At 67.9% G+C, this 12,546-nt stretch carries 13 protein-coding genes; 3 read left to right on the top strand and 10 right to left on the bottom strand.

The features are described 5' to 3' along the window. Window positions 1–86: 86 nt before the first annotated feature. From PU630_RS00860 to PU630_RS00845, 4 genes are all read right to left on the bottom strand, one after another. Window positions 87–590, bottom strand: coding sequence for a hypothetical protein (locus PU630_RS00860; protein ID WP_275278466.1), 504 nt, complete (start codon window positions 588–590; stop codon window positions 87–89). A 23-nt stretch (window positions 591–613) separates the two neighbouring features. Further along, window positions 614–1,189: a DNA-3-methyladenine glycosylase I gene (locus tag PU630_RS00855; RefSeq protein ID WP_275278465.1), complete on the bottom strand. Its 576-nt coding sequence runs from the start codon at window positions 1,187–1,189 to the stop codon at window positions 614–616. Window positions 1,190–1,400: 211 nt separating this feature from the next. Then, window positions 1,401–2,717 carry an integrase core domain-containing protein gene (locus PU630_RS00850; RefSeq protein ID WP_428981970.1) on the bottom strand — a complete coding sequence of 439 codons (1,317 nt, stop codon included), beginning with the start codon at window positions 2,715–2,717 and terminating at the stop codon, window positions 1,401–1,403. Between the two features lie 271 nt (window positions 2,718–2,988). Continuing rightward, window positions 2,989–5,112 carry an acyl-CoA dehydrogenase family protein gene (locus tag PU630_RS00845; protein ID WP_275278464.1) on the bottom strand — a complete coding sequence of 708 codons (2,124 nt, stop codon included), beginning with the start codon at window positions 5,110–5,112 and terminating at the stop codon, window positions 2,989–2,991. Window positions 5,113–5,461: 349 nt separating this feature from the next. Between PU630_RS00845 and PU630_RS00840 the strand changes: the two genes are divergently transcribed. The 3 genes from PU630_RS00840 to PU630_RS00830 all read left to right on the top strand — a co-directional run bounded on the left by PU630_RS00840 (window position 5,462) and on the right by PU630_RS00830 (window position 6,751). Next, a complete protein-coding gene (locus tag PU630_RS00840; protein WP_275278463.1) occupies window positions 5,462–6,034 on the top strand; it encodes a GNAT family N-acetyltransferase in 573 nt (190 codons plus the stop codon). Window positions 6,035–6,131: 97 nt separating this feature from the next. Continuing rightward, on the top strand, window positions 6,132–6,368 hold the full coding sequence (locus PU630_RS00835) for a hypothetical protein (RefSeq protein WP_275278462.1): 237 nt from the start codon (window positions 6,132–6,134) through the stop codon (window positions 6,366–6,368). A gap of 5 nt (window positions 6,369–6,373) precedes the next feature. Further along, entirely contained in the window at window positions 6,374–6,751 is a 378-nt protein-coding gene (locus PU630_RS00830; RefSeq protein WP_275278461.1) for a type II toxin-antitoxin system VapC family toxin, read from the top strand. Window positions 6,752–6,927: 176 nt separating this feature from the next. On the opposite strand, the gene PU630_RS00825 is transcribed toward PU630_RS00830, so the two are convergent. From PU630_RS00825 to uidB, 6 genes are all read right to left on the bottom strand, one after another. Then, entirely contained in the window at window positions 6,928–7,755 is an 828-nt protein-coding gene (locus PU630_RS00825; protein WP_275278460.1) for a serine protein kinase RIO, read from the bottom strand. A 136-nt stretch (window positions 7,756–7,891) separates the two neighbouring features. Beyond that, the gene (locus PU630_RS00820; RefSeq protein ID WP_275278459.1) at window positions 7,892–8,089 is read right to left on the bottom strand and encodes a formate--tetrahydrofolate ligase; all 198 of its coding nucleotides are present in this window, start codon (window positions 8,087–8,089) and stop codon (window positions 7,892–7,894) included. A 125-nt stretch (window positions 8,090–8,214) separates the two neighbouring features. After that, window positions 8,215–9,252 carry a LacI family DNA-binding transcriptional regulator gene (locus PU630_RS00815; RefSeq protein ID WP_275278458.1) on the bottom strand — a complete coding sequence of 346 codons (1,038 nt, stop codon included), beginning with the start codon at window positions 9,250–9,252 and terminating at the stop codon, window positions 8,215–8,217. Continuing rightward, entirely contained in the window at window positions 9,249–9,764 is a 516-nt protein-coding gene (locus tag PU630_RS00810) for a gluconokinase (protein ID WP_275278457.1), read from the bottom strand. The genes PU630_RS00815 and PU630_RS00810 overlap by 4 nt, the downstream gene beginning before the upstream one ends. Then, window positions 9,754–10,992, bottom strand: a complete 1,239-nt coding sequence (gene manD / locus PU630_RS00805; protein WP_275278456.1) for a D-mannonate dehydratase ManD — start codon at window positions 10,990–10,992, stop codon at window positions 9,754–9,756. The genes PU630_RS00810 and manD overlap by 11 nt, the downstream gene beginning before the upstream one ends. A gap of 12 nt (window positions 10,993–11,004) precedes the next feature. Next, window positions 11,005–12,543, bottom strand: a complete 1,539-nt coding sequence (gene uidB / locus PU630_RS00800) for a glucuronide transporter (RefSeq protein ID WP_275278455.1) — start codon at window positions 12,541–12,543, stop codon at window positions 11,005–11,007. Window positions 12,544–12,546: the final 3 nt, after the last annotated feature.

Raw genomic sequence — 12,546 nt, 5'->3', positions numbered from 1 at the left:
TGAGTCCGATCCAGGCTAACCGTGTGGGCGCACGGGTGCCACAGGCTGGCCGCACAGGGCTCGACCGCGCGCGCGGCCGCGGCGGCTCAGCCGTGCGCGACGATCTGCAACCCGATCACGATCAGGCCGAGCGCGGCCTCGCCGCCGAGCACGATGAGCCGCTGCCACCAGGTCAGAGGCACCCGTCGCACCGCCACGTATCCATACAGTACGAGCGTCACGGCGAGGAGGATCGCACTGGCGACCAGCGCAGCATCCACGTCCCACCACCCCAGCGCCGCGGCGCCGAGGAACACGAACGGAATGAGCACAGATCCCACGGCGCCGAAGGTGGCGAACAGGATGGTGCGGAGTTCAGCCCGCGTCGGCGGGCTCTCGTGCATGATCAAATGGGCGATGACCTCGGCGGTGAACACCGCCATGAGCGTGCCGAGGATCGTGACCGCGAGCGTCACCGCTGCCGCGCCGACCTCGACGTGCCCGTGCGTGCGCATAGCGAGCACCACGGCGAGCGCGACGAATGAGAGGTAGATCTGCTCGCGGAGCCGGTCGGCGAGCTCCTGCGAGGCGAGTCGTGATCGGGATGCCATGGCCCTCCGTTCAGCCGGCGCGTTCAGCCGGCACGCCAGCAGCCGGCGAGGTGGTCGTCCACCATGCCGGTGGCCTGCATCAGCGCGTACATCGTCGTGGGCCCGACGAACCGGAATCCGCGCCGACGCAGCTCCTTGCTCAGGGCCGTGGATTCGGGAGTGGATGCCGCAACCTCGGCGAACGAGGCGGGCCGGGCGCGCGGGCCGGTCGGGGCGAACGACCACATCAGCGCGTCGAGGTCGCCGTCAGGCATGTCGGCGACCAGCCGGGCGTTACCGATCGTCGCCAGAATCTTCGCCCGGTTGCGAATGATGCCGGTGTCGGCCATGAGCCGCTCCACGTCATCGTCACCGAAGCCCGCGACGACCGCCGGATCGAAGCCCGCGAACACCTCGCGGAAGCGCGGCCGCTTGCGCAGAATCGTGATCCAGCTCAGACCCGCCTGGAAACCCTCGAGCGACAGCTTCTCGAACAGCGCCCGGTCGCCGTGCTGCGGCATCCCCCACTCTTCGTCGTGGTAGCGGCGATACTCGTCGTCCGTGCCCGGCCACACGCAGCGGGCACGCCCGTCGGGGCCGAGCTCGAGGTCGGAGTTCACGCGATCAGCCTAGCCGCGGGGTGCGACACGGCCAGGGTCGCGCATCCCGACCGCGGGCACCACATGTGCGCCCCGCTCGTTCGGTCGTCACAGATGACGGTTTTTCGCGCGCGGAACGGTAATCCGTGACGACTCAAACTGGGGCGGCAGTTGTGATGTCTCAGGACATCGGTGACGGTTCTGTATCAGGAGATCGGTGACGCTTCATGTATCAGGACATCGGTGACGGTTCGTGTTGTGTGGGTTGGGTGAGGGGACGTCCGCGGCGGGCGCCGCTGCTCACGTAGCGGGTGCCGTGGGGTGGCCAGGGGTGCTCGGCGATGACTTCGCCGTGGCGGTCGGCGAAGACGACGCCGAGCGGGTCCCAGATGGCGTGGATCCTCTGTCCTGCCCTGCGGCTGCTGATGTTGAACAGGATCATCCGCACGCGCACGGCGCCGTTGGCGGGGACGATCACGTTGCTGTGACCGTGCTCCCCCGTCCGGATGACGCCGGCCCTGGGACGGTGTGGTGGGTGCCCGGCTAGGCCGTCAGGCTTGGCGCGGGCGACGGGCACGACCGGTTCGACGGGCGCGGGCTTGGGTCGGGGTGGCTCGGCGAGAGGGGTGGCATCCCATGCGTGCTGCGGGGTCACCCGTCCCGGCAGTCCTTGATGGGGGCGTTCGGTGTTGTAGATCACGTCGAACCGGTCGACCTGCTCCTGGAGCTGTTGAATCGACTCGACGATGGGCTGCTTGTCCAGCCAGCGGAACAGGGTCTGATGGAACCGTTCGTTCTTGCCTTGCGTGGTCGGCTTGTACGGCTTCCCGGTGATCGCTTCCACCCCGAGGGACGTGGCGAAGCTCACCAGCTGACCTTCCCAACCGCGTCGGGTCGGGTTCAGCGCTACCCCGTTGTCGGTGAGGAGCCGCTGCGGCACCCCGCGAGCGGCCACGCCCTTCTTGAACACGGCCAACGCGCCCTCGCTGGTCTCTCCGGGGGCGACGTGGGACGCGACCGCGACCCGGGAATGGTCGTCCTGAAGCTGGAAGATCACGCACGTACGGCCACCGGTGAGCACGTACTCGGTCGCATCCAGCTGCCAGCACGCGTTCGGTGCCGGATAAACAAACCGGCGGTACGCAGAACGGGGCTTCTTCTTCGGCTCGTGCCGGGCAGCACCCTTCTCCCGGAAGATCCGCGCCAGCGACGCCGTGGACGGTGCGTGCATGCCCAGCGCGGTCATCTTGTCGTGCACGCTGATCGGACCATGGTCCAGCCCCGATGCCTCCAGCGCGGCACGCACGCCCAGCGCCTGCTGCTTCACGTCCTCCCCAAACGCGGTCGGGGAGGACCGCGGCCGCCGCGACCGCGGCTCCAGCGCCGCGGCTTGTCCCTCCGCCCGGGCACGGGCACGGATCGCGTAGAACGTCTTCCGGGAAAGACCGTGCTCAGCACAGAACGAGGTCACCGACCCACGCGGGGCGTCCACTGGCCACTGGGCGATCGCGAGACGGACACGGGCATCGACAGGCTGATTGCTACTCACCCACCAATTCCAGGAGAAGTGTCACCACCAAACCCCCCCGAAATGTCACCGATGTCCTGATACAGAACTGTCACCAATGTCCTGCGACATAACAACTGGGGCGGCAGTTCGGTCGTCACGGATGACCATTTTCCGCGGACAGAACGGTAATCCGTGACGACCGAATCTCGGGGTGGGGCGTGCCGACTCGGCTCTGCGCGCCCTCGCTCAACGCTCTGCGCGCCCTCGCTCAACGCGGTCCGCGTGCCGGCGCCCGACGACGCGCGCGCCCCTACTTCTTCTGCTTGCGCAGCGTCTTCTCACTGACCGGCGCCTCGCCCGAGGCGGCGAGCGCCGCGTAGTACGCGCGGGCCTCGTCCTGTCGGGCCTTCTCGCCGCCGAGCGCAATGGGCGCGCGCACGTGCTCGGCCTCGAAGCCGAAGGCGTCGACGAGGTCCTGCGCGTGCGGACGCAGCCGAGTGCACAGCCGGTCGATGTACCGGGTGACGGATGCCGCGCGCTGCGCCGACAGCCGCCCATTGATGAGGTACCAGGCCAGGTGCTTCTCGATCAGCCACAGACCGAACAGGTCGCGCATCCACGTCAGCACCTGCCCGGTGCCGGCGTCGTCGACACCGGCGACGCCCTCGGCGAAGGCCTCCCACTGCAGCAGCTCGCCGTGTGCGCGAGCGGCCTCGATGAGCTCGGACTGGTGCTCGTTGAACAGCGCCGCGGCATCGGCGGGAGACAGTGTGGATGCCGGACGCAGCGCGGTCGCCACGTCGGTCACCATCTGCTCGACGCGTCCGGCCAGCAGCTCGTGCTGCTGCTCGGCGCGCAGCCCGAGCTCGATCGAGCGGGCGGTCGAGCCGAAGTCGGCGACCGACTGGCCAAGCCGGCGCAGCCCCGCGCCGTGGAAGATCTTTCCGGCGGTCTGCCCGACTGCGTAGCGGGCCAGGGCCGCGGCATCCTTCCCCTTGAACTGCTTCGCGAAGTCGCTGAGCAGCCGCTTGCCGACCAGCTGCAGCAGGATGTTGTTGTCGCCCTCGAATGTGGCGTACACGTCGAGGTCCTGATGCATACCGACCAGTCGGTTCTCGGCCATGAACCCGGCGCCGCCGCACGCCTCGCGGCACTCCTGCACGGTGTCGAGCGCGTTCCAGGTGGACAGCGGCTTCAGCGCCGCGGCGAGGGTCTCGAGGTCTTCGCGCTCGTCAGGGGTGTCGTGGGTGCCGCCGAAGACCCCGTCGAAACGCTGCAGCAGCTTGTCGTGCGAGAAGAACTGCGCGTAGGTCTGCGCGAGGCGCGGCAGCAGGCGCCGCTGGTGCTTGCCGTAGTCGAGCAGCACGACCTCGTCGGTCCCCGTTCCCGAATCGAACTGGCGGCGCTGATTCGCGTACGTGATGGCGATGTACTCCGCGAGCGCCGCGCCGGTGGTGGATGCCCCATCCAGCGACACCCGGCCCTGAACGAGCGCGCCCAGCATCGTGAAGAAGCGGCGACCGGGGCTGGGGATGTCGCTCGAGTAGGTGCCGTCGGCCGCGACGTCGCCATAGCGGTTGAGCAGGTTCTCGCGCGGGATGCGCACGTTCTCGAACGCGAGGCGGCCGTTATCGATACCGTTCAGGCCGCCCTTGACGCCGTCGTCTTCGCTGGTCACGCCCGGCAGATTCTGCCCGTTCTCGTCGCGGATCGGCACGAAGAAGCAGTGCACGCCGTAGTTGACGCCGCCGGTGATCAGCTGCGCGAACACGGTCGCCGCTTGCCCGTGCAGAGCCGCGTTGCCGAGGAACTCCTTGGTCGCCGCGCGGAACGGGGTGTTGATGACGAACTCATCGGTGTCGGGGTCGTAGGTGGCGGTCGTGCCGATGGCTGCGACGTCCGAGCCGTGGCCCATCTCGGTCATCGCGAAAGCGCCCGGCAGCTTCAGCGTGCGTACGTCGTCGAGCCACTTCGCGTGGTGCTTCGCGGTGCCCAGCTGTTGGATCGCCGAGCCGAACAGCCCCCACTGCACACCGGCCTTGATCTGCATGCTGGGGTCGGCCAGCACGAGCTCTTCGAACGAGGCGAGGTTGCCGCCGTTGTCGCCCTGGCCGCCGTGCTCGACGGGGTAGGCGCGACCCGCGGCGCCCGCCTCGACGAAGCGGTGCAGCTGACCCAGCACGCGCTCGCGGTGCTCGGGCATCGGCTGGCCGGGGATCTGCCAGAACGCCTCGTCCTTGATCATCTCGCGCGATTCGCGGCGCGCGTCCGCCCAGGTGCCCAGCAGCAGATCGGTGACCGCGGCGATGTCGATGCGCGGCTCGGTCGCGTCGGCGCGCTGCGCCTCGGCGGCGCTGTGCGGTGCGGTCGGCGCTCCGCCACCGGGATGGCGCTTGTGGACCGAGGGCTTCTTCGTACGGACGACATCGACCATGGGAGACCTTTCCGGAGGGATCATCCTTACGGTAGGTCTCCCACAACGCACCTTCAAACAGGTTGATGGATGCCACAAGCCCGGCCGCTCTCGGGATGTGTCGGGGTTGTGGCATCCACACACTCGTGCGTGCGACCCGCGCTCCGCGACCTCCCCCACGCCAGCCGGCGCCCCGCGGCCCCTCAAGACCGTGAGAGAACAACTGGTGGGCGAGAGAGCGGTTATTTCCCTATCCCTCGTCCGTCAGTTGCACTCTCACCGATTCGAGGGCTGTGCGCTGATCGGTTCGGCGCTGTGCGCTGACCGATTCGGGCGCGGGAGTGTCGGAGGCCCGGGGCAGGATCGGGGCATGGACGTCACACTGCGGCCGTGGGCCGAGAGCGACCTGCCGCTGCTCGAACGCGCGAACACGCCCGAGATGACGCGCCACATCGGCGGACCTGAGGAGCCCGAGAAGCTCATCGAACGCAACGAGCGATACCTGCGACTCTCGGCGTCGGGCGAAGCCGAGATGTACCGCATCGAGGTCGACGGCGAGCCGGCGGGTGGCATCGGGTTCTGGATCGTCGACCACGAGGGCACGCCCGCCTACGAGACGGGATGGAACACGCTGCCCGAGTTCCAGGGGCGTGGCGTCGCACGCGAAGCGCTGCGGCAGCTGATCCCCCGCGTCGTCGCACGCGGCGATCGTGCCCTGCTCGTGGCATATCCGGGGCAGGACAATCCCGGATCGAACGCGCTGTGCTGCGGTGCCGGCTTCACGCACACGGGCGCGGACACGATGCCGTGGCGCGGCGGCGAACTCGCGTACAACGTGTGGGAGCTCGCGCTCTCGGCTTCGCGATGTCGCAGGCTGCGGCATCCAGACGCGCCCGGGTCATCGGCCAGCGAGGGTTCCTTCCCGCGACAAGGACGGCGTTAACGAGACAAATCGGACTAGTATGAGTACAAACGGACTTTTTCATCTCGAAAAGACCAAATTGATCATGCCAGCCCAGAATGTCACACCAGAGGTTCCGATGAGCGTCTTCAAGGCGAACCCGTCTGCGTTCGCTGAGACCGGCGCCATCGTGACCGTGCACAATCGGCCGCGCCTGCGGGTTGTGCCGTTGCCGGACGACGAACCCGAGCAGCTGGCGGCGATCAAGACGCGATTGCGCCTGCTGAGCGCGTTGCTCCCGGCTGAGGTCATCGAAGAAGAACGACGCGCCCTCGCCGCTGATCGTGACGCCGACCGGCTGGACGACGCACGGTGAGAGCCATGATCGACACCAGTGTGCTGATCGGCGCGCTGCCCGATCAGATCGTGAATGCGATCGAGGACCACGGCGCCTCCCATATCGTGCGCGGCGAGTTGCTTCGCGGTGCAGAGCGCTTCGCCCTGCAACCGAACGGACGCGAACTGGCGCGCGTGCGGGCCCAGCTGGTCTCCGCCCTCGATGAGTTGCGCGCGTTCTGGCGACCATTCGACGGCGCGGCCTCCACTGCGTACGCCTCGCTGACCGCGAAGCCACCGACCGCTGCGCGTTCCAAAGACGCACTCATCGCGGCGCACGCGGTCAGCCTCGGTGTACCCCTGATCACCGCCGACCGCGGCTTCACCCGATTCACGGGCCTCGAGGTCATCTTCACGGAGTGATCAGCCCGGCTGCGCGCGGCTCGCCCGGCCCACCCTGCCTTACCGCCCTCGCCTCGCCCCCTCCTCAACCACGAGAGAACACCCGACCGCCGAGAGAACGGGTATTCCCCGTGCTCTCGGCCGGGAGTTGTTCTCTCGCCGGGTCGAGCAGGTTCACAGGCTGCGGCATCCACCCCTCACCCGAACGTCTCGGCGACCAACTCGCCGAACAGTCCCTCGGCGTCGACTTCCGCCCCGCGGCGCGCAAACCAGTCGCACACGTTGACGCAGTCGCGATGGAGCAGGTCGAAGCCCTGCGGATTTGCCGCCAGGTCGACCACCTGCGGCAGGTCGATGATCACGACGCGTCGTCGGTGCACGAGCAGGTTGTACGGCGACAGGTCGCCGTGCGTGAAGCCGGCGCGCGCGAAGCGCCGCATGATGTCGATGACCTGCGCCAACAGGTCATCGAGCTCGGCGCCGCGGGCGTGCGACTGCGCCAAGCGAGGTGCGGCGACTGTGCTGTCGCCGATGAACTGCATGAGCACCTCGGTCCCGGTCACCTGCACCGGATACGGCACCGGCACGCCCAACTGCCAGAACTGTGACAGCGCGGCGAACTCCGCGTACGACCACTGCGCCGCCGCGACGGCGCGCCCGTGCGCGGACTTCTTCGCCAGCGCGCGCCCGTCGCGCGTGTTACGGGTGCGACGCCCCTCGGTGTAGACGGCCGAGCGCTGGAAGGTGCGGTGCTCATCGTCGCGGTACCGCTTGGCCGCGAGCACAACAGCGGTCGAGGGATCATCGGGCACGGCCCGCTCGACCAGGAAGACGTCGCCCTCCTTGCCCGTCTTGAGGATGCCGAGCTCGGTGTCGACGGCGCCGGCCGACGTCACCACCCAGGCGGGCCTCGGCTCGGGGCCACGTTCGGTGGGAAGTGCGGTCGGCCAGGTGGTCCAGCGCTGTCCGTCGCCGAGGGTCACGTCGGCGAAAGTGAGATCGAGGTCGTCGAAAGAAGAAGTCACGGGTGGTTGCTCCAGGAGGCGGAGGCCACCGCGGGTGGCCTCTAGGGATGTCGGCCGGCGAAGGGCACGACCAAGACGGTGATCACGTTCTCGGCTCCTTCCCTCGCATCCCGGGCGCTTCCCGGTGCCGACGAGCCTACTGCAGGCGCGGCGTCAGGAACAGTGTGGGATGCCGCGGTCCCGGCCGTGCCGGCAGACCCGGCATGGTCATGATGTTGCCGCAGATCATGACGATGAACCGCGCCCCGGCGGCCAGCCGCTCGATCTGCGCGCGCACGCCAGCGTCGGCCGTGATTCCCTCCGCGCCGTACACACGGGTGGCGAGGGCCGTCATCTTGTCCCACAGCGTCGCGTCGAGCGGAGAGGGTGGATGCCGCGGCCCGGTACGACCTCGCGAAAACAGGTACGACCTCGCGAAAACCGGTACAACCTCGCGGGAATAGGTACGACCTCGCGGGCTCAGGCGCGCGGCGCGGGCCCGGTCGAACCGCGCACGATGAGCTGCGTCGGCAGGGGGGCAGGTTGGGCGTCCTCGGGATCAAGCAGCCGCTCGACCGCCTGCCGACCGGCTGCGGCGAGGTCGGCGCCGACGGTGGTCAACGGCGGACTGATCAGCTCACTGCCGAAGATGTCGTCGAAGCCCGTCACGCTCAGACGGTCGGGGATCGGGATGCCGACGCTCGCGGCCTCTTGCATGAGCCCGATCGCCATCAGGTCGTTGTACGCGATCACCGCGCTCACCTGCGCCGCACGCACCCGGGGCAGCGCCGCACGCCCGCCGGCGATGGTGGGCGCGTTCGGGCCGATCTCGACGATCGCCATGTCGCGCGCCACGGCGGCCGCCAGGATCGTCGACCAGCGGCGCGCGCTGATCCAGGACGAGTCGGGCCCCGCGAGGAACGCCACCGAGCGATGGCCGAGGCCTGCCAAGTGATCGAGCAGTTCGATGATTCCCGCTTCGACATCGGGCAGCACGCTGCGGATGCCGTCGACCGCGCGGTTCATGAGGATCACTGGCTTGTGCTCGGCGATGCCTGTGATCGCCGAGGCGGCCAGGCGCGTGGTGGCCAGCACGAGCGCATCGACGCTGGGCAGCAGCCGTTCGATTGCCTCGGCCTCGTTCTCGCCGGATTCCTGCGACTCGGCGATGACAAGGGTGTAGCCGGCTTCGGCAGCCGCATGTTCGGCGCCACGCACGATGCCGAACACGACGGGGTTCGTGATGTCGGCCAGCACGAGCCCTATCATCTTCGTCTTGCCGGTCTGCAGGGCGCGCGCCATCGGGTTGACACGGAAGTCGAGCCGCTCGGCCGCCGCTCTCACCTTCGCAGCGGTCGCGGCGCTGATCCGTCCCGGCTTGCCGAGCGCACGCGAGACGGTGGAGGGGTTGACACCCGCGAGCTCGGCGATGTCGTAGATGGTCGGTGCGCCCCCGCGCGCGTGAACGCGCGCGAGGATCGCCTCGGCCGGGTCGTCTTCCGACATCTGCACGGTCATCGGTCGCCGGTCGCTCCCTCGCCGATGCGCTCGACCGCCGCGTCGACCAGCTCGTCCACCGGCCGGGCAAAGTCGAGCGCGAAGCCCATCTCGTCGCGATCGAGGTCTTCCAGGGTGTCGAGCTGCGACTGAAGCAAGCTCGCCGGCATGAAGTGACCCTCGCGGTCGGCGATGCGCTCTTCGAGCACGTCGCGGTCGCCAGCGAGGTGCACGAACACGGTCGCGGGCACCGCCGTACGCAGCCGGTCGCGGTAGGCGCGTTTGAGTGCTGAGCAGGCGATCACGACCGGCCCCGCAGCGAGTCGGCTGGCTCCGGCATCCAGCCACGGCCACCGATCGTCGTCAGTCAACGGGATGCCGGCGGCCATCTTGTCGACGTTCGCCTGCGGGTGCAGATCGTCGGCGTCCACGAACGGGATGCCCAAATGTGCGGCAAGTGCTGAACCGACCGAGCTCTTGCCCGATGCCGACACACCCATCACGATGAGGGGCGGTAGGGCGTCACCAGTCATGCACTGTCCCGTCGGCGAGTCGGTTGTACGGCAGATATGCCTGTTCGTAAGGGTACTTGCCCGCCTCGTCGGTGTTCAGTTCCACCCCCAGCCCGGGTTTGTCACCGGGGTGCAGCATCCCGTTCTCCCACGTGAACGACTGCTCGAACACCTGGTTCGTCTTCTCGCCATGCTTCATGTACTCCTGGATACCGAAGTTGTGGATCGACAGCCCCAGGTGCATAGCGGCGGCCATGCCGACGGGCGATATGTCGGTCGGACCGTGCATTCCCGACTTGATCTGATACTGCGACGCATAATCGAGCACCTTCTTCAGATGGGTGATGCCGCCCGTGTGCGTGACCGCGCTGCGCACATAGTCGATCAGCTGCTCACGAATGATCTGCTGGTAGTCCCACACCGTGTTGAAGATCTCGCCGATCGCCAACGGGGTCGTGGTGTGCTGACGCACCAGCCGCAGCGCCTCCTGGTTCTCGGCCGGCGTGCAGTCCTCAAGCCAGAACAGGTCGAACGGCTCAAGCGACTTGCCCAACTGTGCAGCCTGGATCGGCGTCATCCGGTGGTGACCGTCGTGCAGCAGGGGCAGCTCCGGACCGAACTCGTTTCGCACCGCCTCGAACACCGTCGGCACGTGCCGCAGGTACGAGCGCGTGTCCCAGTCCTCCTCGCTCGGCCACGCACCGCGTTGAGCAGGCTCGTAGTCGTACCGCACGCCTTTGTTGGCCTCGAACGTCGCGTTCGACGCGATGCCGTAGATCGACTTCAGGCCCGGCACCCCGGTCTGTACGCGGATCGCCCGATATCCCTGCGCCTGATACGAGCGAATCGAATCGAACAACTCGGGCAGTGTCTTGCCTGACGCGTGCCCGTATGCGAGCAGTCCGGTGCGCGACGCTCCCCCAAGCAGCTGATACAGCGGCATGCCGGCGGCCTTCGCCTTGATGTCCCACAGAGCGACGTCTACCGCGGCGATCGCCGCCATCGTCACGGGACCCCGGCGCCAGTACGCCGACCGGTACAGGAACTGCCACGTGTCTTCGATGCGATGCGCGTCACGGCCGATCAGCAGCGGTACGACGTGCTCGGTCAGATATGCGACGACCGCCAGTTCGCGACCGTTGAGCGTCGCGTCCCCCAGGCCGGTCAGCCCGTCGTCGGTCGTGAGCTTCAGCGTGACGAAGTTGCGGTCGGGGCTCGTGACGACAACCTCGGCCTTGTCGATGATCATGGTTCTTCCTGCCTACTTCCTCTTGCGTCCAAGCAGACGCGGTCGCGCCTTGCCCGCGGCGAATGCCGCCGTGGAGAGCGACACATCCTCGGCTTCGGATTCCGGTCCGACCGTCTCCAGGCTCACGCCCTCTCCGGCCAGCACGATGGATGCCTCGTCCTCAAGGATGTCCGCGGCTGCGGCATCCTCCGCCTGTCGTCGCTGCTCGATCTCGGCGACGAGTCGAGCATGCGCCCTGTCGGTGAGCGGGTAGGCGATCATGACGAGCGCGGCCGCGACGACGAATACCGCCGGCACGAGGGCGGCCCCTGCCCGAATGCCCCAGGCCGCCTGCGTGGTGAGCGTGGATGTGCCCGCGACGTACCCGCCGATGCCGATCGCGTAGGCGGCGACGGCGCCGCCGAACGCCTGCCCGGTCTTGCGGGTGAACGAGAACAGCGCGTAGGTGATGCCCTCGGTGCGCACGCCTGTTTTCCACTCACCGTACTCGACCGTGTCGGCCTCGATCGCCCACATCAGCATGCTCACGAACATGACGCCGATCATGCCCACGAACAGTCCGACGAACGCGACGATCCCGTTGGGCGCGACGCCGGCGGCGAGCATGCCGAAGGCCCCCAGGAACGACCCGATCACGTAAGCCGTGCGCTTGCCCAGCTTGCGCACCAGCAGCGGCACGAACGGAGCGAGCACGAACACGAGCACCATCTGTCCGAGCGAGAGGATCGGCACCAGGTAGAGCGCGTGGAAGACGTCGCGCATGAGGTAGATCTGCGCCGTCGACATCGAGATCATGCCGGTGAGGAACAGCAGCGAGCTCAGGCACAGCAGCACGAGCGGCTTGTTGCCCTTCAGTGTGGCCATCGATTGCCGCATGGTCACGTGAGGAACCTTGCGGTACACGCGCTCCTTGGTCGAGAACGCCGTGAACAGGTACAGCGCCATGCCGATGAACACAAACGAGACGGTCACGGTGGTGAACACGCCTTGCAGGCCCTCCTTGGCACCCATCAGCGGCGAGACGATGATGCCCAGCGCCGCGCCCACGACCACCGCGCCGATCGTGCGGGCGGTGGCAAGTTTCGCGCGCTCGCTCGGGTTCTGCGTCATCGCCGCTGCCAGCGAGCCGTAGGGGATGTTCACGAGCGAGTAGGCGATGTTCAGCAGGCCGTAGGTGAGATACGCGTACAAGAGCATGCCGCTCTGACCGATCTGCGGCACATGGAACGTGGCCACCGACAAGAGCAGCAGCGGCAGCGATCCGAACAGGATGAAGGGGCGGAACTTGCCCCAGCGCTTCGTGTTGACCCGGTCGACCAGGCGGCCCACCGCGACGTCGGCGAACGCATCGAAGATGCGCAGCACGAGGAAGAGCGTGCCGACCGAGGCTGCGGCGATGCCCGCGACGTCGGTGTAATAGATGAGCAGGAACATCGTCGCGGTCGTGAACGCCAGGTTGTTCGCCGCGTCGCCGGCCCCGTAGCCGATGATGCTGATCTTGGGCAGTTTGGCCTTCACGGCCGCCGTTGACGCGGTATCGGATTCAGACATGTG

It is taken from the genome of Microbacterium horticulturae, assembly GCF_029094505.1.
In the GTDB taxonomy this organism is placed as follows: Bacteria; Actinomycetota; Actinomycetes; order Actinomycetales; family Microbacteriaceae; genus Microbacterium; species Microbacterium horticulturae.
This window is presented reverse-complemented; position numbering and strand designations above follow the sequence as displayed.

Excerpts from the sequence above, each read along its gene's own strand:
- PU630_RS00830 (WP_275278461.1), top strand. The coding sequence starts at position 6,374 with ATGATCGACACCAGTGTGCTGATCGGCGCGCTGCCCGATCAGATCGTG.
- PU630_RS00860 (WP_275278466.1), bottom strand. The coding sequence starts at position 590 with ATGGCATCCCGATCACGACTCGCCTCGCAGGAGCTCGCCGACCGGCTC.
- PU630_RS00820 (WP_275278459.1), bottom strand. The coding sequence starts at position 8,089 with ATGACGGCCCTCGCCACCCGTGTGTACGGCGCGGAGGGAATCACGGCC.
- PU630_RS00835 (WP_275278462.1), top strand. The coding sequence starts at position 6,132 with ATGAGCGTCTTCAAGGCGAACCCGTCTGCGTTCGCTGAGACCGGCGCC.
- uidB (WP_275278455.1), bottom strand. The coding sequence starts at position 12,543 with ATGTCTGAATCCGATACCGCGTCAACGGCGGCCGTGAAGGCCAAACTG.
- manD (WP_275278456.1), bottom strand. The coding sequence starts at position 10,992 with ATGATCATCGACAAGGCCGAGGTTGTCGTCACGAGCCCCGACCGCAAC.
- PU630_RS00810 (WP_275278457.1), bottom strand. The coding sequence starts at position 9,764 with ATGACTGGTGACGCCCTACCGCCCCTCATCGTGATGGGTGTGTCGGCA.
- PU630_RS00845 (WP_275278464.1), bottom strand. The coding sequence starts at position 5,112 with ATGGTCGATGTCGTCCGTACGAAGAAGCCCTCGGTCCACAAGCGCCAT.
- PU630_RS00840 (WP_275278463.1), top strand. The coding sequence starts at position 5,462 with ATGGACGTCACACTGCGGCCGTGGGCCGAGAGCGACCTGCCGCTGCTC.
- PU630_RS00815 (WP_275278458.1), bottom strand. The coding sequence starts at position 9,252 with ATGACCGTGCAGATGTCGGAAGACGACCCGGCCGAGGCGATCCTCGCG.